Annotated in this window: 17 protein-coding genes; 8 read left to right on the top strand and 9 right to left on the bottom strand. The window is 44.9% G+C overall.

Annotation, left to right across the window (positions count from 1 at the left end; all coding sequences use genetic code 11):
* Positions 1 to 200: 200 nt before the first annotated feature.
* Positions 201 to 917, top strand: a complete 717-nt coding sequence (locus QUB25_RS12295; protein ID WP_333183529.1) for a DevA family ABC transporter ATP-binding protein — start codon at positions 201 to 203, stop codon at positions 915 to 917.
* A 116-nt stretch (positions 918 to 1,033) separates the two neighbouring features.
* On the opposite strand, the gene QUB25_RS12300 is transcribed toward QUB25_RS12295, so the two are convergent.
* From QUB25_RS12300 to QUB25_RS12310, 3 genes are all read right to left on the bottom strand, one after another.
* Positions 1,034 to 2,050 (bottom strand): glycoside hydrolase family 104 protein, encoded by a 1,017-nt coding sequence (locus QUB25_RS12300; protein WP_333183531.1) that lies wholly within the window; start codon positions 2,048 to 2,050, stop codon positions 1,034 to 1,036.
* 141 nt (positions 2,051 to 2,191) lie between these two features.
* Positions 2,192 to 3,457, bottom strand: a complete 1,266-nt coding sequence (locus QUB25_RS12305) for a glycosyltransferase (RefSeq protein WP_333183533.1) — start codon at positions 3,455 to 3,457, stop codon at positions 2,192 to 2,194.
* 566 nt (positions 3,458 to 4,023) lie between these two features.
* Positions 4,024 to 4,941, bottom strand: a complete 918-nt coding sequence (locus QUB25_RS12310) for a YihY/virulence factor BrkB family protein (protein ID WP_333040534.1) — start codon at positions 4,939 to 4,941, stop codon at positions 4,024 to 4,026.
* Between the two features lie 111 nt (positions 4,942 to 5,052).
* Between QUB25_RS12310 and QUB25_RS12315 the strand changes: the two genes are divergently transcribed.
* Positions 5,053 to 6,138 carry a hypothetical protein gene (locus QUB25_RS12315; RefSeq protein ID WP_333059658.1) on the top strand — a complete coding sequence of 362 codons (1,086 nt, stop codon included), beginning with the start codon at positions 5,053 to 5,055 and terminating at the stop codon, positions 6,136 to 6,138.
* 253 nt (positions 6,139 to 6,391) lie between these two features.
* Complete coding sequence (locus QUB25_RS12320) at positions 6,392 to 7,285, top strand: CNNM domain-containing protein (RefSeq protein WP_333183534.1); 894 nt, start codon at positions 6,392 to 6,394, stop codon at positions 7,283 to 7,285.
* Between the two features lie 195 nt (positions 7,286 to 7,480).
* Here QUB25_RS12320 and QUB25_RS12325 read toward each other — a convergent pair whose 3' ends face one another.
* Positions 7,481 to 16,411 (bottom strand): FkbM family methyltransferase, encoded by an 8,931-nt coding sequence (locus QUB25_RS12325; protein WP_333183535.1) that lies wholly within the window; start codon positions 16,409 to 16,411, stop codon positions 7,481 to 7,483.
* A gap of 558 nt (positions 16,412 to 16,969) precedes the next feature.
* Here QUB25_RS12325 and ftsH3 point away from each other — a divergent pair.
* From ftsH3 to QUB25_RS12345, 4 genes are all read left to right on the top strand, one after another.
* Positions 16,970 to 18,808, top strand: a complete 1,839-nt coding sequence (ftsH3, locus tag QUB25_RS12330) for an ATP-dependent zinc metalloprotease FtsH3 (RefSeq protein ID WP_006633639.1) — start codon at positions 16,970 to 16,972, stop codon at positions 18,806 to 18,808.
* Between the two features lie 147 nt (positions 18,809 to 18,955).
* Positions 18,956 to 19,318 (top strand): nuclear transport factor 2 family protein, encoded by a 363-nt coding sequence (locus QUB25_RS12335; RefSeq protein ID WP_333183536.1) that lies wholly within the window; start codon positions 18,956 to 18,958, stop codon positions 19,316 to 19,318.
* 239 nt (positions 19,319 to 19,557) lie between these two features.
* The gene (locus tag QUB25_RS12340) at positions 19,558 to 20,196 is read left to right on the top strand and encodes a bifunctional 4-hydroxy-2-oxoglutarate aldolase/2-dehydro-3-deoxy-phosphogluconate aldolase (RefSeq protein ID WP_333183537.1); all 639 of its coding nucleotides are present in this window, start codon (positions 19,558 to 19,560) and stop codon (positions 20,194 to 20,196) included.
* Positions 20,197 to 20,297: 101 nt separating this feature from the next.
* Complete coding sequence (locus QUB25_RS12345) at positions 20,298 to 20,819, top strand: L,D-transpeptidase (protein ID WP_333040548.1); 522 nt, start codon at positions 20,298 to 20,300, stop codon at positions 20,817 to 20,819.
* A gap of 124 nt (positions 20,820 to 20,943) precedes the next feature.
* Here QUB25_RS12345 and QUB25_RS12350 read toward each other — a convergent pair whose 3' ends face one another.
* The 4 genes from QUB25_RS12350 to QUB25_RS12365 all read right to left on the bottom strand — a co-directional run bounded on the left by QUB25_RS12350 (position 20,944) and on the right by QUB25_RS12365 (position 24,760).
* Positions 20,944 to 21,771 carry a DUF1963 domain-containing protein gene (locus tag QUB25_RS12350; protein ID WP_333183538.1) on the bottom strand — a complete coding sequence of 276 codons (828 nt, stop codon included), beginning with the start codon at positions 21,769 to 21,771 and terminating at the stop codon, positions 20,944 to 20,946.
* Between the two features lie 73 nt (positions 21,772 to 21,844).
* Positions 21,845 to 22,126 carry a hypothetical protein gene (locus QUB25_RS12355; protein WP_333183539.1) on the bottom strand — a complete coding sequence of 94 codons (282 nt, stop codon included), beginning with the start codon at positions 22,124 to 22,126 and terminating at the stop codon, positions 21,845 to 21,847.
* Entirely contained in the window at positions 22,108 to 22,764 is a 657-nt protein-coding gene (locus QUB25_RS12360; RefSeq protein ID WP_333183540.1) for an ester cyclase, read from the bottom strand. The genes QUB25_RS12355 and QUB25_RS12360 overlap by 19 nt, the downstream gene beginning before the upstream one ends.
* Before the next feature lie 406 nt (positions 22,765 to 23,170).
* A complete protein-coding gene (locus QUB25_RS12365) occupies positions 23,171 to 24,760 on the bottom strand; it encodes an Hsp70 family protein (RefSeq protein WP_333183541.1) in 1,590 nt (529 codons plus the stop codon).
* 357 nt (positions 24,761 to 25,117) lie between these two features.
* Between QUB25_RS12365 and QUB25_RS12370 the strand changes: the two genes are divergently transcribed.
* Positions 25,118 to 25,807: a CPBP family intramembrane glutamic endopeptidase gene (locus QUB25_RS12370; RefSeq protein ID WP_333183542.1), complete on the top strand. Its 690-nt coding sequence runs from the start codon at positions 25,118 to 25,120 to the stop codon at positions 25,805 to 25,807.
* A gap of 87 nt (positions 25,808 to 25,894) precedes the next feature.
* Here QUB25_RS12370 and QUB25_RS12375 read toward each other — a convergent pair whose 3' ends face one another.
* Positions 25,895 to 26,023 carry a hypothetical protein gene (locus QUB25_RS12375; protein ID WP_333183543.1) on the bottom strand — a complete coding sequence of 43 codons (129 nt, stop codon included), beginning with the start codon at positions 26,021 to 26,023 and terminating at the stop codon, positions 25,895 to 25,897.
* Between the last annotated feature and the right edge of the window lie 86 nt (positions 26,024 to 26,109).

A 26,109-nucleotide genomic window follows, 5' to 3' on the forward strand; every position in this document is an offset into this window, starting at 1 on the left:
GCCCTGACTAAAAAAATATTTTTGTAATTTTTCTCTTCTTTTTACTCTGCCTTGTTGGCGACAAAAGCGGTTTATTAGACTTGAAGTGCAAAATTTCCCAATCTTGAAATCCATCTGCGTTCATCTGCGGTTTGCCTCTTAATCAAAGATTTAGGCAACCTTGTCTCTTAATTAAATCTCCAACCTCAAACCAATAACATATGAATTCTACTACTCTCTACCCAACAACCAACGCATTACAGATTCCTGCACCTGTAATTTCCGCGCACCACCTCGACCACTACTTCGGTCAAGGTCAACTGCGAAAACAGGTACTTTTTGACATTAATCTCGACATTGAGGCAGGTGAAATAGTGCTGATGACGGGACCTTCCGGTTCTGGAAAAACTACGCTTTTAACTTTGATTGGCGGACTGAGATCCGGTCAATCGGGAAGTCTCCAAATTCTCGGTCAAGAGATGTGCAAAGCGAGTTCAGACCAATTGGTAAAGGCGCGGCGCAAAATTGGCTATATCTTTCAGGCGCACAATTTACACCGCAGTTTGACGGCGCTGCAAAACGTGCAAATGGGTTTGGAAGTTCACGGCAATTTGTCGCGTTCTCAAATGCGCGATCGCTCTGCAAAAATGCTAGAGTTAGTAGGACTGGAACAGCGGATTAACTATTATCCAGATGATTTGTCGGGAGGACAGAAACAAAGAATTGCGATCGCCCGCGCTTTGGTCAGTCAACCACAAATTGTTCTAGCTGACGAACCAACAGCGGCCCTGGACAGCAAATCCGGTCGCGAAGTGGTGAATTTGATGCAGCAACTTGCCAAAGAACAGGGTTGTACTATTTTATTAGTAACCCACGATAACCGAATTTTGGATATTGCCGATCGCATCGTTCACATGGAAGATGGAAAATTAGCCTAATTTTTAAATTTCTGAAGAATAGACATCACCCATAACTCCCTCATTTTCAATTTTGGATGTTAAAATTTAATCCAAAATTGCCCAACCCCAATCTAAACTCGTCCTGGGACTGTTCGCTAATTGCTAACAACCAATCCTGGGCGGTCAATCCCCAAATTTTTCTGATACATGGCTTCGAGTGTGGGCATAGACGATTCCACAGAACCGCCATAACGGCGAAAAGAGGGCCAGATGTAAGCGAGTTTTCTGACTGCTGACTCTAATCGACCCGCTTCTATATCTTCTAAGGCACCTTTTTCTCGGATTAACTCTATAGCCATCAAATCTTGATTTTCTGGGCTGAAATCGCGGACGCCAAATTTTTTGGCAAATCTGTCCCAAGTGGTGCTGAGAAACTGATATCGCCCCGCTGCATCGGAACAGAGTTTTTTGCGGTAACGACGGCCGCACCTCATTTCTCTGGGATGATCTTGAAAGCTGACAAATTTCGTGCCGGTGTACTGGGTGCGGTACCCGTCGGGGCTAGCGGTTCCTTCGGCGGCGGCTATGGTGTCGAGAAAGGCTTTGACTCGACGTTCGGGCCCGATGCTATCGAGTCTGCTATCCTGTCTGGGAGCTGGTGAATTCAGGGTTGCAGCTTCGGGCGATCGATCGCGCTCGATGTTATCCTCTCCTTTGTCTGGTGAATCGATGGCCACAACTTCCTGCAGGCGTTTCGGGGTGGGCGAGCTTTCTGCCGAGACCGCTTGTCCCCACAGCAGCCTCGGCGTCATTCGACCTAAGAAAAAGCACAAACAGATTAAGAAACCCCAAGAGAGTTGAAAACGAAGGCGTTTGGAGCCGTTCCGGCGCAGAACAGGCCACCGGTGAAGGGGGAGTGTTGCGGGCAAAATTTTCGTTTGCTGGCCGAAGGCGAACAGCGATTTCAGCGCTACCAAGGTTTGCTTGTAAAAACGTGGTGGAAGTTTCCGAGCTCTCATCGCTGTGGCGAAAGTCTCGACCTCTGTCAGAGTAACTTGTGCCAGCGGTTTTGCGACAAACACTCGAAAATGGTTAGCCGCCTGCCAGCTAAAGTGCCGGTTGCGGGGGGATTGGCGATTTACCCACAGGCGAATTAGCTCCATGTCTGACATAGGGAGCAGGTGGCGTCCCAGATCTTTTGATGCGTACAAGAGTACCTCCTGATATCACTTCTAGTTGAAGGTTCCCAGCTATAACGGATGAGTGAAACAGGGATCAATGGAAACTGGCTTCAACCATACTAAGTGATACTACTAAGCGCTCACGGGGTCAAGCTCAAGGGCCGATTGTTCGAGCAGTTGAGTGTAAAGTTGACTAAGTTGGGAGGCGATACGGTCCCAACGGAAATAGGTTTCGACGCGCTGGCGGGCTGTGTGTCCGAGTTGCTGGCGCCATAGTGAGTCAAGTAACAAGCGATCGATCGCCTCGGCAAAGGCTGCTTCATTTTTCGGCGGGGCGAGCAAACCTGTTTGTTGCGGCACTACAGTATATTTCAGCCCTCCTACGTCGGAGGCGATTACGGGCGTGCCGCAGGCCATCGCTTCAATGGTGACTAAACCGAAGGGTTCGTAGTGGCTGGGAACGACGCACACATCGGCGGCGGCGTAGTAGCCAGGGAGAATGTCTCTGCTCAAGGCGCCGGGAAAACTGGTAATGTCGCTCAGCCCGAGTTCTTCAACGATGCTGCCGATACGATCGCGCTCTTTACCGTCGCTTTCCCCCGCACGCCATCCGCCGCCAATAATGAGTTTTAAATCGGCTTTGGGCACTGCCGAAAGACTGACGGCGCGGACTAAGGTTTCGATGCCCTTGGGGGGGTCAAAACGGCCGACGTACAACACGACTTTGGTTTCGGGGGCTATGCCCAAGTGGCGGCGGGCGGTAGATCGGGCGATCGAGCCGAACCGTTCAGTGTCGGTACCGCAGGGAATGATGTCAATATTGCCTTTTAAGGAAACCAGAGACCTCATGTGTTCTTTTTCTTGGGGACTGGTAGCCACTACGCGATCGGCTGTTTCCAAAAGTGTTTTTTCGACTTGCAGCCTGGTTTTGGCAATCATCGGAATTGTCGAAACCGACTTGTATTTAACTGCTGCCAAAGAATGGTAAGTGTGAACTTGCTGCAGAGGTTGCGATTTTTTCAACTCCATTCCCACCCAAGAAGACAGCCAGTAATTCGTGTGAACTAAGGGATATTGAAAGCCTGATTCTAACTGAAACTTCTGAATTTCTTGAACAAAGATTGGTAAATATCCGTATAGTTCGTCGCGGGGAATAAATTCTTGTGGCCCGGCTACTAGCCGAATTGTCCGGCAATGGGGACTGTGCTCTACAATCCTTGCTTGTTGCCGATCGGATGAGCGGGTGAACATATCAACTTGCCACCCCTGTGTAGCCAGAGCTTCGCCTACTTGACGCACGTAAACATTTTCCCCGTCCGCTTCTTCTTTGCCAATTTCCACAGAGGGATCACCCTGTACTGAGATGAGAGCGAGGATTTTTTTATTTAATGAAACCATGATTGTTTACCAAAAAATAAATATATTTTCTAAGAAGATTAAAAGTGCAATTTTGGCTGCTGCGCCGGGACTGGAATCTTCTAGCTAATTTGTATTAAAGTGAAACTGGGGGATCGATAAATCATCCTTCAGGGATAAGTTCCAGGAAAAAATTCACAGACGACTTCCTTCTGCTGACAGAGACGTGCAGCAGCTCAAACTCTAGATAATCAAAATATAAATGAACGAGGGTAAATGGAATTTTCCGTATTCTGGCCGCTGTAAAACTCGCACCTTTTAGCTATCTATAACTCGAGCCTGCTTTCAGCTTGCTGCTAGAGATGCGAGGTCAGCAGAAGGTAGAATTTTACCCCTCTGAATAAATAACTCGGGCTTTCTCGAAAGCAGAAGTCGGTCGTCCCAAAGACCGAATGTTACAGGGGAAGCGAAAAAAAAAGCAAAGTTATTGCTTTCAAAATTTTTCTTTCGTTCCGCCTTGCACCTTCTGCCTTTTTCCCTCTGGCTTCTTGCTTATTGTGTCAAACCCGGAGTGCGAGTTTAACCTCAAATTTCCCGTTTGTATAATGTTAAGAGTTCTTCCGATGTTTGCGTGGGGAGGATTCACCGTTTTCGCTGTTGAGGATATTGTTTCGCGAACCAGGCATTCTGGAACCGTATCGGTTAGTCCAAACTTGGGTAAACTCGGCACCTAAGAAGAGAATTTGAGCGGAATAATTAATCCAAAGCAGGATAATCACGAACGAACCCGCAGCACCGTAGGTAGAGGCGATACCGCTACCTCCGAGGTAAACTCCAATTATGGATTTGCCGATCGTAAACAGCACTGAGGTGATGGCGGCGCCGATCCAAACATCATTCCAGGCAAGATGGACATCGGGCAAAAGTTTGTAAATTAAGGCAAAAAGCAGCGTAACTACGCCAAAGGAGATAGCAAAGTCCACAATCTGCCAAATGTTGATTGGTAATTGCAGCAAGCCGTTCAACCAATAGCTGACGGCGGCTAAAATGGCACTAATTACTAAAGATACTAGCAGTAGAAAGCCTATGCCTAAAATCATTGCAAAAGACAATACGCGGTCTTGCAGAAATCCCCAGATTCCTCGTCCGGGAGGCGGTGAAACATTCCAAATAGTATTGAGGGCTTCTTTAAGATTAGTAAACACGTTGGAAGCACCCCACAAAAGTGTAGCGATGCCGATTAAAGTAGCAATCATTCCCGACTTTGGTTCGGAGGCTTTGAGGATGAGTTCTTGGACGGTTTGGGCGCCTTCTTTGCCGATTAAACTTTGGAGTTGGGCGACGATTTGACCTTGGGCTGCGTCTGCACCAAAGACTAAACCGGCGATCGCAATTACGATAATTAGCAACGGGGCGAGGGAGAAGACTGTGTAATAGGCTAGGGCGGCGGCTAAGGTTGGCGCTTTATCTTCTTGCCATTCAGTAAAAGTTTGTTTGAGCAGCGATATGACTGTTTTTAAGTTCACGGTCTTTGGTTTCCTTATACTTATCGTCCAAGGGATCTTAATAGGTTAAGAGTTTTTTAGCCTCAGCCACAAGATAGATTTATCGATTAGCAAATTCAGAAGATTACTTTTATGTCTGATTCCAACACAACTGTTAACACCACCGATATAACATTGTCCAAAAAAGCAATTTCTTGGGCAAAATTCAGCGCCCTAGTAGCGCTGGTCAATTTTTTGCTGGTACTTTTCCATTTCAGTTACCTTCAGTTGCGGCCTGTTTATCAGAGCTATTTTCCAGGTTTAGTTAAAATTTATGACCCGATTAAAGGCATTGATTCAAGTTTACAAAATCCAGAATATTTGAAAAGCGCTGACCAGTTTTGGCGAATTGATGCGTTGTTTATCGGTTTTTTTGGGGCGGAATTTTTGATTAAAAGTCTGTTCCATACCCGCCGCAAACCGGGGGTAACTTGGTTTGATTTTGTGCTGAGGCGCTGGTACGAGGTGTTTCTGGTGATACCGATTTGGCAGGGGTGGCGGATTCTGCCGGTATTGGTGCGGCTTCACAAGTCGGGTTTGGTGAATCTCGATCGCGTAGTTGCTCAAGTTACCTACGAACCAGTGGCTTATTTAGCCAATACGATCTCGGAATACATGATGGTGCGGTTTATCAATCAAGCTAAAAGTTCGATCAAACAGGGCGACGCGGCGCAGATGTTGCTGGCGCAGCAGCCGTACCTTCATGTCAATCAGGAAAATACGATCGAACAAATTACCAAGCGCATTTTGGATCTGACAATTTACAAAGTTTTGCCGCAGGTGCAACCGGATTTGGAAGAATTGCTGCACCACAATTTGGAAACAACAATCAAACAGTCGGATTTCTATCAAATCCTACAAACTATCTCTCCTATTAACATTTTGCCGACCGAGATGACGGAACAGCTAGCAAGTTATTTGACTCAAACTGCTGTGGATGTGGTATCTACTACTTATGAAGACGATAAAGGTAGAAAAATTCTCGATAATTTCAGCCAAGAATTTAATCAAAGTTTGCGGCGGGAATTGCAAGATGAGAAAACTCTCGGGGAATTGCAGTCGCTGCTGTCGGATTTGTTGGAAGAAGTGAAGTTGAATTACATTCAAGGCGGGTTGAAGTCCGATCCGGTGCAGACTTTTACAGAAATTAACTCGCTCCGGGGAGTAAGGGAAAGTTGATACAGCAATGAGTTCCGGTGTTGTCAATTAGATTTTTTTAACGAACCGATGAAACTCGCCTTAGCCCTATTATGGCGAAGGATGATAAGAGAAGAGAAAGAGTTTACAAGTTCTACGGGTAAGGTGCGCCTCCTCGGCGCACCTACGAATAAGAGTAGTGGGGATATCCGAAATCTCGGGGGATAAACCTATCTGAATCCCAAGCTAAAATAAAAGAATTAACCTAAAACCTTTATCATATTAGATATCTATCTTGAACAACCTTACTTGCCTGGAAATAGAAGTCGCTCAAACAATGCTGAGATTAGCAATGTTGCTGGGCTTAACACTTTTAATCGCCTTTTTTGTGGCGTCAGAACTAGCATTAGTATCAGCCGATCGCCATCAAATCCGCCAACTTGCCCAGTTGGACGATCGCCCAACCGCCAAAACTGCCGAACTCGTCCACCAAGCTCAAAACAACATACCGCATTACCTGTCTGTGACTCAAACTGGAACAACAGCAGGGAGTTTGCTGTTGGGCTGGTTGGGTGAGGGAGCGACTGTACACTGGATCGAACCGTGGATCGACAAATTGCCGATCGGTCATTTGTCGGCCGTGCTGACTGCTCATTCGATCGCAGTTCCCGCAGCTTTTATCTTTGTAACTTACGTAGAAATAGTCTTAGGAGAACTAATCCCCAAAGTATTAGCAACCCACGCCCCAGAACGCACCGCTTTGCTGCTGATGCCAGCCCTCGAACTCTGCTCAAAATTACTGTGGCCGCTGCTAGCAATTCTCAACGGTACCGTGCGGCTGCTGACTGGTTGGATTACCAGTAAAGAGTCTCAACCGCTGCTGCCAGCTTCCGAGGCAACTGTTATCCAAAAAGATGCTCATTCGGCACTAATTTCTGGCGTATGGGAAGTGACAGCAGTTAACGAAAAACTCGGGTTAAACCTGCCGACTAACCAAGCTTACCAAACAATCGCCGGATTCGTGATTCACAATTTAGGTAAAATGCCCAATCAAGGCGATCGGCTATTGTGGGGTGAGTTGGAAATAGAAGCAGAAAATGTAGTAGAAGGCAGTTTAGAAACAGTGCTGCTGCGTCAGGTAACTCGCCCCTTATTTGAGACTCAGCAGCCAGAACTTGTGTTAAATTGAATTACTCGGAGTAGAGACAATAATTTCTCAACTCTTTCTCTTCCGTTCTACTCTCTTGCTTGGTGTCCTACCCTACCCTTCACCGAACCCCTGCAGGGAACGGGAACGCCATCGCCGAAGGCGTCTTCGCGGTTCGTTTAATCTTGAGATTTGAAATTAGCAACTAATCCCAAATCTCAAAAACTCCGCCTTTCATCACCCAACAGCCACCTTAACCGCACCCCCAACAAACTGCTCGTAATCCTCCAACAACCACGCAGGCAAACAAGTATTTGCATCCTGAACCCGCAACTGTCCAGGGCGACAATACAGCATCGCAGCCAACAAATTATTTACAGCTTTAGGCGAGCCAAAGCCTTTACTCAACTCAGCAACCAACGAGTTAAAAAACTCGCGATCGCTCTCATGCAGCGGCTCATTAATAAACCCGCTGCCCAACATTGCTTTGTAACCCTTGCCAAAATCGCTCCGGTACAAAACTTCTACTTGTTCGCCGGAAACGCTCAGCCACAAATCGGCAATTTGCTTGCGAATATGCCGCAAATCTGCTATTACCAATTCAGCCGTCGGGTCGATTTCATAAAGATTGACAGCAGCAGTTAATTGATTTATAAACTGCGGCAGATAATCTTGTTTGACAAGTGGTTGTTCTGTTGTCGTAAATGCGCTCTCAAACACCTTTTCGTAATCTTCAAGCAACCACTGGGGCAAGCGGGTGCGAGCATCGGGAACCCGCATTTTTCCCGGAACAAAATACAGCATTGCCCCCAGCAGAGCATTGATAGCTTGAGGCTGCACCAACCCTTTGCTAATTTCAGTCAATTTCTGCAAAAACTGCTGTTCGGCTTCAGTCATCGATTCTGCTTGCAAGCCGCAGCTAAGTATTGCTTGATATCCCTTGCGAACGTCTCCTCGGTAAAAACTTTCGAGTTTTTCTGAAGGAACAGTCAGCCAAAAATCAGCCATTTGTTTTCTGATTTGGCGGAGTTCCAAAACTATCGATTCGTCAGATGGATCGATGCGGTAAAGATTGACGCATCCTAACAGTTGATTCGCGAATTGCCGGGATTGAATGTATTGAGCTAGCAAATCAGTAGTTGAATCAGACTTGACGGCGGATTCAGTCTCAAAAACTTGTTCGTAATCCCCAATTAACCAGTGCGGCAAACGGTTACGAGCGTCGGGAATTCGCATGGTTCCCGGCGGGAAATACAGCATCGCGGCAAGCAAGGCGTTGACAGCTTTGGGATGCACTAATCCTTTGCTAATCTGGGTTAATTGCTGCAAAAATATTTGTTCGCTTTCGATCATCGGTTGACGTTGGAAACCGCTCTTGAGCAGGATTTGATAGCTGTTACCTGAAGCGCTTCGGTAGGCGGTTTCGAGGTTTTCGGCGGGAAGGTTGAGCCAAAAATCAGCGATTTGTTTGCGGATTTGACGCAGTTCGGATATTGCTGAGATGTTTGAGGAGTTTCGTTGGTAAAGGTTGACGGCATTCGAGAGAATCTCGTCCAAATCTGGCTGCTTGGGAATGCTATCCTGTAAGTTGCGCGATGCTTCCAGGTGGCTGCTTTGCCAGTTGCCAAAGAGTTCTTGGAATAATTTGCCGATCGCCCCAGAGTATGCCACACTGTCAAAACAAGCCGGATTAGCTTGCATTTTTTGCTGAATTTCGTGGCGATAGCGCTGCCGAAGTTCAGGGTTAGTGCCGAGACTAACGGCTAGTTGAATGTAAGATGCTTCGCTATTGGCAATTAAATCGGGCATAGAGAGCGATCGTACCACCGCAGCCCCCATTCTCGATCGCAAAGTATCACCATCCCTGACAACAGTTGGAAGTCCCACCTCTAACGGATCTACAAGGGAAGTAGTCCCCGCATAGGGATAGGAATCCAAATAAACATCCCCCAATTTCAAAACTTCTTTAACATCCGCACGGTTAGGAAAACTCTTCAACACCCGCAAACGATTACTCTCAATGCCATACTTAGCAAAAACGGCTTTCATATTATTCACAAAAGCCCCCCCAGGATAATGATTAGTCCAGCTAGGGCCGAAGGGCATTAAAAACAGCACAGAATTAGGAACAGCCGCCATAATCTTTGCCCATGTTTCCCTTAACTCCGGCACTAGCTTATACAAATTCGCACTCGAAATAAAGACCACCGATTCCTCGGAAATGCCGATACTATTTCTAGTGAAATTAATGTTAGGAGTGTAAGGTTCGAGGGTATAGCTAAAACAGCAACCAGGCCCGTCAATAGTTGCTAATTGCTCGCGATAATGATCCTGTCCTTCAGGTGAAGGTTCCATCAACTTACCAGCAATGTAATAGTCAATGTGTCGCATTCCTGTGGTAACGGGAGAATTAAAACAGGTAGTTTGTACCCGCGCCAATCGATGCAACGCCAGTAAACTAATCGGATGAGTAACCGCAGTAATATTGGTAGCAATCAGCAGAATATCTAAGTCATCAGCGCGGATTGTCTGAACTTGACTTGGCAAGTCATTAGATAGTTTAACCAGCCTGTCAGCGCGACTCTGACAATACTGCTCTAGTTTATTCCCGTCGAGATTGAGAGCGTATAAAATAATTTCAAATTGCTCTCGATTCAGATATTCAAAAGCTGGCAAGGTAGCGAAAGTTTCCGTCATCGCCCCGAAATGTTTAGTCAGGACACCAAGGCGAATTTTCTGCCTGTTAGCAGGTCTAGTCGGAAAAATGCAATCAATCGCAGCGCCACGATTTTTCATGGCATATTCAATAATATCGGCCCGCTTTGTGTATACCTCCTTGAGATTTTCACTATTAAAGTACAGAGGAATAAAGTTAGCGCTTTTCGTGAATAACGAGGCGATTTCCTGCCACACTTGTGACTTTTGGTTCTTGAAGATATTGCTATGCAAATAACTGACCCATCCCTGCACATACCGGCAATAATTGTCAGCTTCTCCTATTTCTTGAAAAAGAGTAGGCGCAGCAAACATAAATTTGAGGTAGTCGTTGACAAACCAATTAGGTATAACTGCCTTTTCATAGTTCAGCAGTAACTGATCTGCACGACGATAGAGGGCGGCTGTTAGTAGGTAGTTAATATCTTTGGGATTTTTAACTCCCTGGGATAGATGTGCTGCTAGTCGATCGATAACAGTCTTTTCGGCATCTGTCAGCGCTTCATCTTTGATATTGCTGTTTAGCAGTAGCTGCTGCGCCTTACCTGCATCACCGCCATAGGCATTTGCCACTTGTTCTGCAGGCAGATTCAGCCAATAATTGGCAAGTTGCTGCCGAGATTGGCGGATGTTAGCGAGGTTTACTTCATTAGCTTGGTCTTTTTGATACTCTCCCACATATTGGGACAGCAAAGTTAAAAATTGTTCGGGTTTGTTTAATTCAACTAATTCGTTAGCAATTAAATTGCCGTGTTGCTGCAAAATTTGCTGTGACCAACGCACTTCTTCTGGGTTGTAAAGTTGAGTGTGGAGGTGAATAATTGTGGCTCTCATTAAGTCTAATTTTGGGCGATCGCCTGCCATTTTTTGGGTTCTGCTAGATCCGTCGCCGTGCTGCCTGTAATAGAGGTAAGGCTTAGGTAATCGATCGCCTAACCAGCCTTTTTCATAGGCAGACACCCAAAACTCCCAATCTTCGCATCCCAGCTTCATCACTTTTTTCAAGCCGCCTACTTGCTCGTAAATCTCCCTTCTAAATAGGGAAGTAGCAGGGGCTTGATTGTCTCTCAAAAACCGATTGGCATCAAAGTCACCGTGAACAACTAAATCGCAGTTTGCTCCGAAGTGCTGCACATCTGTGTAGACAAAACCAACCTTGGGCTTTGCTAATAAAATTTCCACGCACTCCTCTAGAAAGTTGGGATGAAGTTTATCATCAGCATCTAGGAATAAAATAAACTTTCCTGACGACTGCTGAACGCCAACATTTCTCGAATCAGCGGGTCCCGTGTTGGGTTTATCTATGAGGCGAAACGATTTTTGAGGATACAGTTTAATTAAATAATTGGCGAAGTTGCTGGTATCATCAGTGCTGCCATCATTGACAATTATGCACTCCCAGTTTGGATAAGTTTGACGGACAACACTTTCAACAGCTTCTCTGAGTAAAGTTGCGTGATTGTAGCAGGGAATGATTACGCTGACGAGTGTTTCTGCGGAGGTGCGGTAGGGCATGGCATTTAGCTGTGATGGAGAGAGTGAAACAGGTAATGTAGTGGCTGGTTTTACACCTCGGCGAGTGATCCCATATTCATCCCATATTTGCCGAGTTTCTTGGTACGATATTGGCGATGAATGTTGCAAACCTTGTTGATTTTCGTAGTACAAGCCGAGAATTTCTGGCAAGTACACAATATTTTCGCTTTTGCCAATCCGCAGCCAAAATTCGTAATCGCCAGCCGCCGTAAATTCGCTTCGGAAATAGCCGTGTTTTTCGTGCAGCGATTTTCTCCACATCGGCTGAGGGCCAATAATGCAGCGCCGTTCGAGTTCGCTGTAGTCAAATGCTGGCCACTTCCAGCGCTTTTCTGCTTGGGTTTTTGCAAAAGTATCGTTAGCTGTGCTGGTGATTAATTGGTCAGCATACACCAGACTTACTTCGGCGTTTTCGTCCAAGTATTTCGCCATGAATTCTAGGGCATCGGGGCGGTGTCTGTCATCGGTGTTAGCATTAGTTATGTAAGCTCCGCGCGACATCTTAATGCCTCGATTCCAGGCTGCATATAGTGTTTCGCGGTCAGAAGTGCGCTCGTACACTATATTCGGATATTTCGCTTGAAATTCCCGCACAACAGACTGTTCATTTTCTTGGGAACGGCTGTCAATTACTATGATTTCGAGTTGGCCTTGTTTGTACAGCGTTTGCTCTACCAAGTCCTGCAAGCAGCCGCGGATAAATTTTTCGGAATTGTAGGTAGAAACGATCGCAGATACTTTAAAAGCGGAGGGGACAGGCTGGGAGTTCTCAGCATTCGCGAATTCCCCCTGCAAGCCTGCATCAGTTGGGTGTTGAACGGAAGCATTCTCCGAATGTGCGCGCTCAGCTACTTGAACCAAAACTGAGCTAACAATTGCAGCCATTTTCGACCAGGAAAACTTCTTAGCTTGCTCTAACCCCGCCGCAATTAATGAGTTGCGGACAGCGGGCTTCTGTATTTCCTGCAAAGCATTGACAAGCCCAATAACATCATCCCCGTTTACATAAACCGCTGCTTGTCCTGCTACTTCTGGAATCGAACCGTTTGGACAGGTGATGACTGGACAACCGCAAGCCATTGCCTCAAGGACTGGCAACCCAAAGCCTTCATATTTCGACGGATAAACTAACACTGAAGCACCCGAATAAGCAGCTCTCAGTTCGCTGTCGCTTAGTTGCAGCGTGTGGACAGTGATTCCAGAACTGTACAACAATTTCAGCTCTGGTTCTAATACAGGTTTGCCACCTGCACAGACTATATCAAAGTCAAACTTGTTGGCAAGTTGAGAAAAGGCTTTGAAGAATAATATCCCGTTCTTGTAACCATGCCAGCCCACCCTTTCGCCTACCAAAAGAAAATAGGGCTTGGTAATGCTGTATTTTGAATTAAAGCCTGAAATTTCTTCTCTATCGGCTGGCGAAAAATTGGCATCCATGCCACAGTGCGCTACAGCGATAGAATTTGAAGAAATCTGCGGAAAAACCTTAATTAAATCGCGGGCTGTATTTTCCGAAATGGTGATGTAGGCCGAGGCATGGCGGATACCGAAATGCTTTTCTCTCCACTCGGGATGACCAATATTTTGTCCCATCAACTCTGGAATCATGTCATAGGCCATGAATACCGATGGCGTTGACAAAGGCGTTGTATAATAAGTAGAAATAAATAAATCGGCTTTTTCTTCATCGCAGATTTGTTGGAGCATCGCGCGATCGCGATCGGTATTACCATAATCGTAAAGGGGAATAGTTCGATAACGGATACCTGGAATTTTTGGAACCGTTCCATTACGATCTAAAATGATAATATTTTGAGCAAAGTTCGTATTTTCCCATTCTTGCCAGAGGGATGTCCAAACGCGAGCAATGCCTGTATTATTATGTTGAAAAAATACACCATCAATGAGAATTGTCGGAGATTTTTGACTAGGCTTAACAGCAAGTGCAGGTAAAGAAGACACAGTTTTAAATTGCCACCTTTTTGTACTAATATCTCGTTGTGCAATGGGTTCGACTCCACACGCGATCGCGCTATTGACTTGACTCTCATCATTAACCCAATCAAAGTATTGACGCAATAACACAGGAAGTTGAGTCTGTTGTTGCAGATTTAACCATTGGGAAGTCGCATTTTTATAACCATAATATTGCTCTTTAAAGCGCAATTGATTCGGGGTAACGTAGGCAAAATGTTGGAAAACTAACCCCTCTTTTTCGGTTTCTTGATGTTGAAAAGGATTAACAAACGCGACATCGCGCCATTTACCGTTAGGTAAGGGTTCCGCTAATCTGGGCGGTTCATGGGTTGCCCATACCATACCTGGTTTAAAACGCCAAGTGCGTAGCCATTCATATTGAGGATTATTTGCATAACAATTACGAGTGCTAATAACTAAATTTTCCCCAACAAAATACCAACACCAATAAAAAGCCGCTGTTTTTTCAGGATGTTCAATAAACATCTGTCGAGTTTTGCAAATCTGCTCAAAAGTCCAGAGTTCATCTACATCAATTTGCCACAATAAACACTCTTCAGAAATCCGGGAAAGAGGAGCATTTATCATTTCTCGTTTCCCTTCCCAAAATTCGCCTTCTGGCTTACGATAAATGCTAATATTTTGGGGATAGAGACGAGCCAGTTCATCTAAATATTCGGTAGTCCCATCCAGGCTGCGCCCCTCGCGATGAACCTCATCAGAAATATTACCGCCCAGAGTGACACTCCAAGCCGTATCATGTTTTAAATCTGCTACCCCCTCGACAATATGCCAGTGCCATCGAAAGGGTAATTTTTTCAAGACATCAATATGATAACGGATGAACGGTTCACCGTTAAGGACAATAGTGAAAAAGTGAACGCTCAGGAGCTTTGTACCCGCCAGAGGTTTTGTACCCTCTACATAGATGGACTCATGCTTCCTTGCTTCTAAATCTAAGCCTAGTTCAAAGGATCTTAGTCTGACATCTTCAAATCCAGCATTAGCAATAATCTTGGGGAGGTTTTCTTCATCGAACAGAAAGCGGTGATGACCGTCCATGTACGCAATATAGTTAATGAAGTCTATTTTTGAATGATAGTGAAATGCTGGCTTATAAAGACAATGTTTTTGCGCGTCAAAGCTTTCTGGCTTCCCATAAGCCTCTATATATATCCTCGCGTTGGGGACTGCTACTTTGAATACTCCTCCTGGTTGTAGGACTCGATAGCATTCAGAGAGCAAGTTAACCATAGGGCAGGGGTAAGAGAAGTGTTCTAATAAATGAGATGAATATATTTGCTCTACACAATTGTCTGGGAAAGGAAGGGGTTGTGATAAATCAAGACATAAATCGCTCCTAGGATCTAGATCAATTGTCGTCCACCCTTCCATTCTTTTTTCTGAAGCCCCTAGCTCCAGCTTAATAGGCTTTCCGCTCTCAAAAAGAAACTCAATCGCATTTTTATTTTTCAGAGAAAGGTGTGATAATGACTTATTCATAGGTCTGATCCCGCCCGGATCTGATGCTGTAGAAGTGAACTGCTTCGATAAAACCCTTGGGCTGACTTCCTTTTTGATTTCTGCTGGGATGAACGCGATATAATTCTCATAGAAAGAGTTTGAGCCTCCTACTTGCGCCCCTATTGCCCCATCTTTCTCTATCCGGTGGCACTCATAGCCATATTTTTTTAATAAGTCAAAGGTGTCTTGTGCTCTCCGATTCAATCCCTCTAGCATTTTTTGAGAGATTTCAAATTGTATAAACTGGATGGCTTTTTTATTTAAAAGACCTGTTGCTCCTAGAAGGACATCACTTTCAGCGCCTTCTACATCGATTTTTAAGTAATCTATTTTCTCAATATTATGTTGTTGACAAAATGAATCAAGCGCGATCGCGTTAACGGTTTCTGTTTTGACAAGAGGTACATATTCCAGGGGATTTTCGGGATTTTCCATCTGCGGTCTGCCGATGCTGTTCCAAACCGAAAACTCATCAGGAAATTCATTAAATTCAATCAGTTTATTCTCGGAAAAGACTGCATTCTGAAAAAGAAAAATATTCGGATTACTTTCTGTTCGTTCTTTAAGTGTATTAAAAGTAGTTGAAGTCGGCTCAAATGAATATACTTTTCCTTCACGTCCGACTAAATTACTAAACAAAAGAGAATAGTTACCAATATTTGCTCCAATATCGAAAACAGTCATCCCTTGACGAACTAATCTTTGTACAAGCCGTTGTTCGATTTGTTCTTCATTAAACGCAAATTTTTCTTGCTGAAAAATGGCATAACCATTTCGCAGATGAACATTATGCAATAAGAGTTTATAATTAGGATCTTTGAGAAGTTTATGGTAATTTTTATGGTTTTTAAAGGTATTAATATCATCTAGCAATATAAATTTAGCGCCATAGACTTCATCTAATTCAGCTTCCCCGGTAAATTCAGAACCATCTATTAAGACAACATCAAAAAAAATGATTTTGTTTTCTGATTTTATTTGCTTAATTCCTGCCTGAGATACTCCAGAATCTTGAAGATATTTTAGGTCTTGTTTGAGCCAATCTAATACTCGTTCTATGGGGTATTGATTAAGTGCTGTTTGGTAAGAATTATAAAAATCAAGAACTTCTTTTTCTTGAGCAAATTTGTTCATTCCTACTGATGAAACATTATAACATTTTACAAAGCCTTCCTTAGCATATCTGTTTTGTAGTGCGGTAAATCTTGCCTGGGAAATTTCCATGCAAAAAAGTTGAGGATGATGGGGATTTTCTCTAATTCCTGTGACAAATGCTTCTGTACTTCCCTCGCCGGAAGATGACCCTATTTCTAAAATGGTTTTGATATCTTCTTGTTTGGCTATTTGTTTAATAGCCTGATAAAATTGATCGTACTTAATTTCTGCGGGAATGATTTTATTAATTTCTGAAGTCATGATAAAATTTTTTCCTTAATTCATTGTGTGATTAATCTGGGAATGCGTTTTCTAAAAAAAACCCTGAAGTTAAATTTAGTTACGAAAGAAAGCAGATTTTTGAGATCAGACTATTGGGGTAAATGACGATTTGTGGTAAACACACTTGGTTTCTGGGTCAGTCCTACTTTACCTTACCTAACAGTTTAAGAGAACTTACGCGTAACTACCAAATAAACCGGGTTTTTCACTTTTTTTAAAGACTCAAGTGCAGTATTTCCGTCAACAAACCCGGTTTCTGCATGGTTATTTAACCGAAAAAGGGATTAACGCGATCGCCACCACTTTTGAAAATCTTGACAAATTCTGTCTTATAGTGTAGGAGGAAACGCAAAAATTAGGACAACACCCGAATCTCCTGACGCCGCGCAGGGCAGTTCCGTTCCCGCGACCTCAGACCGCCGCAGCATGGCCGGGAATCCTCACCACACAAAAACAAGTTACAATTACGTTAAGATTGATGAACATAAATAAAAATTCCCAAATCACAGGGACTAAAAATTAGGAGGATCGACCTCGGTGAATAAACGGTGGAGAAACGCTGGCCTGTACGCACTGCTGGCTATTGTAGTCATTGCCTTAGCAACGGCTTTTTTTGACAAACAGCCCCCAAGCCGCGAAGTTTGGAAGTACAGTCAATTCATTCAGGAAGTCGAAGGCAAGAGAGTAGACAAAATAAATATCAGTTCCGATCGCAGCAAAGCCCTGGTCACAGCCCAGGACGGCAACAAGGTACTCGTTAACCTGCCGAACGACCCCGAACTGATCAACATCCTGACCAAAAATAACGTAGATATTTCAGTTCTGCCCCAAAGCGACGAAGGCTTCTGGGTAAAAGCCCTCAGCAGCCTGTTCTTCCCGATTCTGCTTTTGGTCGGACTGTTTTTCCTGGTGCGGCGCGCCCAAAACGGGCCCGGCAACCAAGCCATGAACTTCGGCAAATCCAAAGCTAGAGTCCAAATGGAGCCACAAACTCAGGTGACTTTCGGCGACGTGGCCGGCATCGAACAAGCCAAGCTAGAGCTCGCAGAAGTCGTGGACTTCCTGAAAAATGCAGACCGCTTCACCGCAGTCGGAGCAAAAATCCCCAAAGGCGTGCTGCTGGTCGGCCCTCCCGGAACTGGCAAAACCCTGCTGGCAAAAGCAGTGGCTGGAGAAGCAGGCGTTCCCTTCTTCTCGATTTCCGGTTCAGAATTTGTGGAAATGTTCGTGGGTGTCGGTGCTTCCCGCGTCCGCGACTTGTTTGAACAAGCTAAATCTAACGCTCCTTGTATCGTATTTATCGATGAAATTGACGCCGTAGGCCGCCAGCGGGGAGCTGGTTTGGGCGGTGGTAACGACGAACGGGAACAAACCCTGAACCAGTTGCTGACTGAAATGGACGGCTTTGAGGGCAATACTGGCATCATTTTAATTGCTGCCACGAACCGCCCCGATGTACTTGATGCGGCGCTGCTGCGTCCGGGTCGCTTCGATCGCCAAGTTGTGGTCGATCGCCCCGACTTCGGAGGCCGCCTAGAAATTCTCAACGTTCACGCCCGCGGCAAAACTTTGTCGAAAGACGTGGACTTGGAAAAAATCGCCCGCCGGACACCCGGTTTCACAGGTGCGGATTTGTCCAACCTACTCAACGAAGCAGCAATTTTAGCCGCCCGCCGCAACTTGACCGAAGTCTCAATGGATGAAGTCAACGACGCGATCGACCGCGTGCTCGCAGGCCCGGAAAAGAAAGACCGCGTGATGAGCGAAAAGCGCAAAACTTTGGTAGCTTACCACGAAGCCGGTCACGCTTTAGTCGGCGCGCTGATGCCCGATTATGATCCCGTGCAGAAAATTAGCATTATCCCCCGCGGTCGCGCTGGCGGTTTGACTTGGTTCACACCAAGCGAAGATCGGATGGATTCTGGCTTGTATTCTCGGTCTTACTTGCAAAATCAAATGGCCGTAGCTTTGGGCGGCCGCATTGCTGAAGAGATTGTCTTCGGCGAAGAAGAAGTAACAACCGGTGCGTCGAACGACTTGCAGCAAGTGGCAAGAGTAGCGCGCCAAATGGTGACTCGCTTCGGAATGAGCGATCGGCTAGGCCCTGTAGCTCTCGGTCGCCAACAAGGCAATATGTTCATGGGTCGCGATATCATGGCTGAACGCGATTTCTCTGAAGAAACCGCAGCTACGATCGACGATGAAGTGCGTTTGTTGGTAGAGCAAGCTTACCGCCGCGCTAAAGATGTACTCGTCGGCAACCGCCACGTACTTAATGCTTTGGCAGATATGCTAGTTGAAAAGGAAACGGTGGATGCGGATGAATTGCAAAATTTGTTAGCTAATAGCGATGTGAAAATGGCGACGATCGCCTAATCGATTTTACAATTTAGATTTGGAATTTTAGATTTAATCTAAAATTTGAAATCGATAATTGGGGAGATTCTGGGATTGTCTGGAATCGCCCCGATTTTTTTGTGGGCACACAGGAATCAGCCAAAAAAAGCATTGGAGTAGCAAACCATGATCGTCACTGAAGATAGAGTGCGTGAACTTGCACTTGATTGGGTTGAAGCTTGGAATACTCATAACCTCGATCGAATCATGTCCCATTACGCAGAAGATGTAATTCTGATATCGCCTGTCGCAGCGCAACTGCTAAACGAACCATCTGGGACAGTGACAGGCAAAGAAGCGCTACGAAACTACTTCAAAAAGGGGCTGGAAGTTTATCCTGACCTCAAGTTTGAGTTGCTTGATGTGATGTGGGGAGTTTCCAGTGTTGTCCTTTACTACATCAACCAAAAAGGCACGAAGACAGGTGAGTTTATGCAAGTCAGTGCAACCGGAAAAGTGACTAAAGTTGTTGCTCATTACAACGGGTAGAGCGAGGTTATGCAAATGGCGGTAATATGGATGGCACAACCGAGCGATGCTGAGGCTTTACTTACTCTAGCTAGCGACTCAAACGCAGTCCACTCGCCTGTGGTGTAAAGAAAATAACGCAATTTTAACCCCCCCTCGGAAACCCACGGAGGTGGGTTTTGCTTGTATAGATGCGGTTTCAACCGCTCGGTCTTCCGATATGAACTGTATTGAATTATCTGGGGGCAAAATCAGTTAGGATGAATCATCAATCTTGGTTGACACTACTAAAAAAACACCGGGCGATCGCAGTCATCCGTTCCTCAGAAAAGGAACTTGCTTGGCAGATGGCATCATCGGTAGCAGCCGGAGGAATCCAGTTTATTGAAATTACTTGGAACACCCACAAAGCCGCTGAATTAATTGCCGAACTCCGGTGTGAATTCCCTACTTTTAGTATTGGCACCGGCACTTTATTAAACTTAGAACAGTTGCAACAAGCAATCGACTGCGGTGCTCAGTTTCTGTTTACTCCGCACACCGATTTAACTATGATTAAAACAGCAGTTGATACCGGAGTGCCGATCGTCCCCGGTGCTTTTTCTCCTACGGAAATTGTGACCGCGTGGCAAGCAGGCGCTACCTGCGTTAAAGTGTTTCCGATATCGGCTTTGGGAGGCGCGGCTTACCTGAAAAGCCTGCAAGGCCCCCTGGGAAACATTCCTTTAATTCCCACGGGCGGGGTGACGCTGGAAAATGCGAAAGTATTTATTGACGCCGGGGCGATCGCCGTTGGTTTAGCCGGAGACTTATTTCCTAAACACTTAGTGGACAATCGCGATTGGCGCGCGATCGTCGAAATTGCCCGAACTCTCGCCCAAAACTTAACAACTTGTTAAGTCCAGTTTCCCAATCCAACATTTCAAATCTAAAATCTAAAATAGGGCAAGCCAATCTAAAATCTAAAACCTAAAATCTAAAATAGTACGAGGTGTGAGAAATGAACAGCATTATCAACTCAACTTACTTCCGCCGCGCTGGAACTTTCTGTGCCGGCTGCGCCCTCACTTTTGCTACATTCTGCGGCGGTTCAATGACCGCATTGGCCAGCGAAGAACACAACATAATTGCCAATAAAATTATGCTGTTGCAGCAATCGAGCGAACGCTGGATTGAAATAGATTTGTCAAGACAAAGGTTAATAGCTTGGGAAGGAAATACACCCGTTTACGCGGTGATTATTTCCAGCGGCAAATCATCGACTCCCACCCGCACCGGAACCTTTGCCGTTGAAACCAAACACCGCGTTACTAGAATGACAGGGCCGGACTACGACGTGCCCGACGTTCCCTATACAATGTATTACGACGGAGGCATGGCAATTCACGGCGCTTACTGGCACAATTTGTTTGGCAATCCCGTTACTCACGGCTGCACAAATGTAGCTGTCAATCACGCTAAATGGCTATTTGAATGGGCCTCGGTGGGAACACCCGTGGTGGTGCACAAATCTCAGGTTTAGGGCATTGGGCATTGGGCATTGGGCATAGTCAAACACTATTCCATCTCTTAGAACCCCGACTTCTTAAAGAAGTCGGGGTTCTGGGTATTATGTTTTTTTAGGCGTGCTTACTTAACTGATGCTTTTAAGCACAATCCCAATTGTATAAAACCTTACTAAAATCTAATTCTCTGAGTGCTGATTCATCAATAAAAAAGTTACCTACACCAGTGTCTCCCCACATTATATCTACTGTATGATTGCAATCAGTATCCATTTGCAATAGAAGAATGTCTAGCTTTTGTTTTTGCTCAGGGTTACTACTATATTGTCTTACGTCCTCTTGTGTAAAATCAGGATAACCACCTATTTTATGACCAACGGACTGCGATATTTCTAGGTACTCATTCTCAATTTCATGGTTCATAAACAACTCATGGATTTCCGAGCCTAAAAGTTCGGTAAATTGGTAGTCATTGGTACTAATCGGCGCATATTTTTTAGTAAATTGCAAGCCGCAACCGCCCTGAACAGGAAAATATTCTGGTTCCGGCACAAAATCATAATTGGTAATGATGTTTTCAACTTGGAAGTCTGGCTGAGGAAAATAGATTATTTTGAATTTTTGCTCGACTGCGGGATTATCTACATTGGCGTAATTGCCGAAATCTAAACCATATAGGTCATCGTCTGCTATATAAAACTGCAAAATTCCCCGATCGGGAAAACCCTCTAAAGGCGGTATTTCATAAAAGTTGAGTTGCGCTAGCAAAAATAAATATTTACCGTCACAACTTTTGGGATATTCAAAGCCTTTAGGTAAATAAGGCAATCCCCCAAATTTACTCTGCCACCAATTAACGTCATCATTATTCTGGGTTTGAATTTCGATGTAAGGTTTAATGGTAGCTTCGATTCTGTCGCGATACTTTTCTAATTCGGGAGAGAGTGGAAATTCTAGTTTATAATTCATCTGTTTTTAACAATTTGTTATGAAGGCAATCAGTAGGGTGCGCCGAAGCGCACCTTACCTGTAAAACCTATTCTTAACTTAGCTGCACCACGGGTTTATCCTCTAACAAAGTTTCATTTGTCAGCAAATCTTCCACGGTAATTCGCAAAAAGCGCTGTTCGTCAACGCGGAAGAAGATTTTGATGCGATCGCTCCCCGGATACCCAGGCCGCGTCAAGCGAAAGCAAGCGTCTCCCTCGCTTTCGCTACTTATAGCGACGGAGACGCTTGCACTGCAACTCGAACAATTATTTATGATTCCGATTCCAGCGGAAACGATATGACCTCTTCCTTTGATTAATGACTCACTGGACATCCTCCTGTCGTCAACCCTGTTAAGAACTTATTGGTGTCAAAGAAATGTTCTACAGACTCAATCTTTAAATCCTCTGTAACTTTAGCAATGCTAAGACCAATAATTTCAATAGTTTCTCCTGTCGCTTGATGATCTTTGTAAGCTCCCCTAAAAGTACCCCAGTGTCTCCACTTAAACACAACGTTAGGAGGCCCTGCAACGACTTCGATTAATTCCCAGAGAAAGCCATCGGGAAAAGCTGTGTGAAAGAGGTTGTAGGAGGTTTCAAAGGTTTCATCAGAGGGGCGGTAGTGTTCTGAGTTTTCTAGAAAGAGATTATAGGTTCCCTGATCTACAACTTCTTGGGCTGTGTATTCTTTTCCTCCATTAGTGCTCATACGGAATTTATCCGTAACTACAGAGAGCCATTGTTGGGGATTGGTTTTGAAGGATGCTTCCATTTCAAATGTTCTCACCAGGTTATAGGCGATCGCATTCAAAGACCCCTCGGCATGATTGTGTTTCTTTTCCTTTTCCAAAAAAGCATTAGTGTGAGAATAGTCTGGACGATCCCCGTACCGCCATTCTACTCCATCATCCTGTTTCAGAACTTCTTCTCTATCTTGCACCCAGAGGGGTAAGCCGGGAGTTGTACTCATTGCTGTTAATATCCTAGGATTGGGGTTAATAAAAATCTTGATAATACAATTAAAGACTGGCGGTTTTGATGCGAGTGTGTTTCAAATAAAAAATTACACGAAAATTATCGCCATGTCAAGCCCCCGCAGACATAAATCTAAATATCTGCATAGGTTTTCGTCTCCAATAGACATCTCCAAAAACTAACTGGTTCCTAGGAAGAGCCTGGGAACCGATGTCCACAGGAAGAGCCTGGCTTTCTGAGCCGGAAAATTCGAGGCTCTTCCTCCTGGTCTGCGTTCCTAGGAAGAGCCTGGGAAGCAGTAAACCAGTAATTTCTTAGTCCCCCTCTGCTAGGACTAAAGTTTGACTCTATGCAGGGATTTCAAGAGCCGAATTATCTACCAAATTATCTAACGTCTATCCTTAACTTAACTGCACCACGGGTTTATCCTCTAACAATGTTTCATTTGTCAGCAAATCTTCCACGGTAATTCGCAAAAAGCGCTGTTCGTCAACGCGGAACAAAACTTTTATGCGATCGCTCCCCGGATACCCAGGTGGCGTCAATTGCGCGATGCTGCGTGCTCCTTCTTTATCATTTAAGGGCTGTACCGATGTTTGACCCGCGAGTTGGCGAGTAATTAGCCTGTCGCCGTCAAAATATATCTCCGTGCCGCCAGTTTCTGCTCCCAATTCGCCGATAATTAATTCTATACTTGGCTGATTTTCTAAAGAAGCTCCCAAGACTAATTCTACCGGTTCGCTCATCGGATAGGACTGGCCGGATTTGATTAAACTGTGCCAACTGTGGCAATTGTCGCGGCGGTTCCAGTAGCGAATGCCGTAACTGTGATAGAGAAAATCTTTGATTTCTAGCCCTTGACTCAGTTGCAGAGCACCTTGGGCGATCGCCTCAAAGGGTTTGTCGCAGCGAATTTTTGCGGGCACGAAATATTGCTGCACCCAACGCCCGACAGCGGGAATTTGTACCGTACCGCCAACTAGCAAAACTGCGTCGATATCCCCAATTTCTAAGCCTTGGCGCCGCGCTTGCTGCAATACTTGATTCATGCACTCGTCCAGTTTCTCAAAAAACTGATGTTCCGCGAGGATAGATTCAAAACGAGTTCGGTCTAATTCTAATTCGTAACTCTCAAAATTTTCGTCATCAAAATAAACCTCAACTGCCTGATTCACTAAAGACAACTGAATCTTTAACCGTTCTGCCAATCTCGTTGTTATCGGAGATTTGGCCAGCCCTTTTGTTTTCACAAAATAGTCAACCAGCCAATTATCAATATCAGAACCGCCTAAATTTTGTCCGGCTTTAGCCAAAACCCGGGCAACTTTTGTTTTTTGCGCTGAAGATTCAGCTAATAGCTTTTCGCCCCACTTCAGAATAAAACCGAGGGGCTTTTTGTCAGAGGAAGCGTCCAAACGCACCAAAGAAAGGTCTAGAGTTCCGCCGCCGAAATCAATGACTAACAGATTTTCGCGATCGGCTAAACCGTAACCCAAAGCAGCCGCCGTAGGTTCGTCCAACATCCGCACCTGTTCTACTTGCAGAGATTGTGACACTTTGCCCAACCAATGGCGGTAAGCTTCAAAACTATCTACCGGCACAGTAAAAATCAAAGAATCGATCGGCAACGGCAGTTGGCGAATTGAACTCACAATTTGGCTCAAATACCACTCACCTACTTGTTCAAAACTAATAAGTTGCCCGTCAAGTTCCGGCACAAAACCCTGAACTGAAGTGCCAATTCCTCGCTTAAAATTGCGAAAAAAACGAGAATCGCCACTCAAATCCATGCCTCTGTCGCGGACTTGCTGACCGAGTATGACTTTACTTTGAGCAGCGTCCTCAACGTAGAGTAAACTGGGAATTAGGGGTGGATTTTGAGCCGAGATTGCCGACAATCCCGGTAATTTTAAAGTTTCGGGCTGCTGGAGGACTTGATTCCAGCGAGCGACGACGGTGTTGCTAGTTCCAAAATCAATTGCGATCGTCATTCAGCCAAAATACACAACTACTAGGGATTTAATCATATTATGGTATTTGGAGTCCCCAATGCCAACAGATTATCAAATTCTGTTGGAATAAAAACTTTGTTGCCACAAAAACTCCTTTAGGGCGGAGTCTTCAATTTTGTGCAACTGCATATTTTTCGACGCCACAAATAAGCACCACTTTTATAAGCAACACAAAACTCATACCATTTTAGATTTAAAAAGGGGGAATGAATTACTGCATAAAGGTTGGGATTACTGGTCTACAGTTACATTGTTTTTTGAAAGTGGTATCGCCTGTCCGCAGTGGCCCCGCTTTTACCTTTGATATCAATCCAATTTTAAAAATAAGCGTAAAAAATGTTAGATATGGGCGATCGCCAAACAGCACTATTGGCTTTAACATTGCTTGTCCCTGCAGCTAGTATTGGTATCATAGCAGGCTTGTATATTGCCCCGGAAAGCTGGGGACAAACACTGTCAGTCTTGTGTCAAGTTTGGTTGCTGGTTTTTCCGATCGCGTGGTCTGTTTTTGTCGATCGCGAAAATCTGCTTTTATCCCTGCCCAAGCGCCAAGAATTGCTGGCTGGAGCTATTTGGGGAATATTCATGTTTGCGGTAATTCTGGGTATCTATAGCCTTTTTGGTCAGCACTGGATCGATCCTGTAGTTGCCAAAGAAAAATCGCACCAATTAGGTATTAGCAGCCCTACTATTTACTTGATTGTAGAAGCATATTTTGTGGTAGTTAACTCACTGATTGAAGAATTTACTTGGCGGTGGTTTGTCTGCAACAAGTGCCAGATTCTCATACCGGGAACAAAAGCAATATTTCTGAGTTCGCTATTTTTCACGATCCACCACATTTTTGTAATAGCAGCTTACAGCGACTGGCAGGCTGTGATTTTAGGTTCCTTAGCTGTCTTCACTGCCGGGATAATTTGGTCTAAGTCTTATCTAACTTATCGTTCACTTTGGCCTAGTTATATCAGCCACGCGATCGCTGATTTTGCCCTGGCAAGTATTGGTTGGCAAATCCTCTTTAACTAGCTACTTTTTCAGCTACTATTCCTGGCAATTATACAGTAAAAATTGACCTTTTTCCCAACTCCCTCTCCAGATTAATCTGTCCCCCCATCATCCGGGCGGCGTGCTACTGCCGCAGGCGATAATGCACCCTGATAAATTGTAAGCTTTTGCAAGGTATATGTGGCTGTAGCTGCGGTTAATGCCAACTAGCAGCGACAAGTGTTTGCTGGCATTCATGCTGATTTTATACCAAATCCGGTTATGATAGACTACTTATAATCACATAAAAATAAAAAGCGATGCCGAAAAAAGCATATTTGGCA

This window comes from Microcoleus sp. B3-D7, assembly GCF_036705305.1.
In the GTDB taxonomy this organism is placed as follows: domain Bacteria; phylum Cyanobacteriota; class Cyanobacteriia; order Cyanobacteriales; family Microcoleaceae; genus Microcoleus.

Coding starts and splice junctions, on each gene's coding strand:
- QUB25_RS12305 (WP_333183533.1), bottom strand. CDS start 3,457: ATGGTTTCATTAAATAAAAAAATCCTCGCTCTCATCTCAGTACAGGGT.
- QUB25_RS12360 (WP_333183540.1), bottom strand. CDS start 22,764: ATGAGTACAACTCCCGGCTTACCCCTCTGGGTGCAAGATAGAGAAGAA.
- QUB25_RS12335 (WP_333183536.1), top strand. CDS start 18,956: ATGATCGTCACTGAAGATAGAGTGCGTGAACTTGCACTTGATTGGGTT.
- QUB25_RS12355 (WP_333183539.1), bottom strand. CDS start 22,126: ATGTCCAGTGAGTCATTAATCAAAGGAAGAGGTCATATCGTTTCCGCT.
- QUB25_RS12375 (WP_333183543.1), bottom strand. CDS start 26,023: ATGAATGCCAGCAAACACTTGTCGCTGCTAGTTGGCATTAACCGCAGC.
- QUB25_RS12340 (WP_333183537.1), top strand. CDS start 19,558: ATGAATCATCAATCTTGGTTGACACTACTAAAAAAACACCGGGCGATC.
- QUB25_RS12315 (WP_333059658.1), top strand. CDS start 5,053: ATGTCTGATTCCAACACAACTGTTAACACCACCGATATAACATTGTCC.
- QUB25_RS12370 (WP_333183542.1), top strand. CDS start 25,118: ATGTTAGATATGGGCGATCGCCAAACAGCACTATTGGCTTTAACATTG.
- QUB25_RS12365 (WP_333183541.1), bottom strand. CDS start 24,760: ATGACGATCGCAATTGATTTTGGAACTAGCAACACCGTCGTCGCTCGC.
- QUB25_RS12295 (WP_333183529.1), top strand. CDS start 201: ATGAATTCTACTACTCTCTACCCAACAACCAACGCATTACAGATTCCT.
- QUB25_RS12345 (WP_333040548.1), top strand. CDS start 20,298: ATGAACAGCATTATCAACTCAACTTACTTCCGCCGCGCTGGAACTTTC.
- QUB25_RS12300 (WP_333183531.1), bottom strand. CDS start 2,050: ATGTCAGACATGGAGCTAATTCGCCTGTGGGTAAATCGCCAATCCCCC.
- QUB25_RS12325 (WP_333183535.1), bottom strand. CDS start 16,411: ATGACTTCAGAAATTAATAAAATCATTCCCGCAGAAATTAAGTACGAT.
- QUB25_RS12350 (WP_333183538.1), bottom strand. CDS start 21,771: ATGAATTATAAACTAGAATTTCCACTCTCTCCCGAATTAGAAAAGTAT.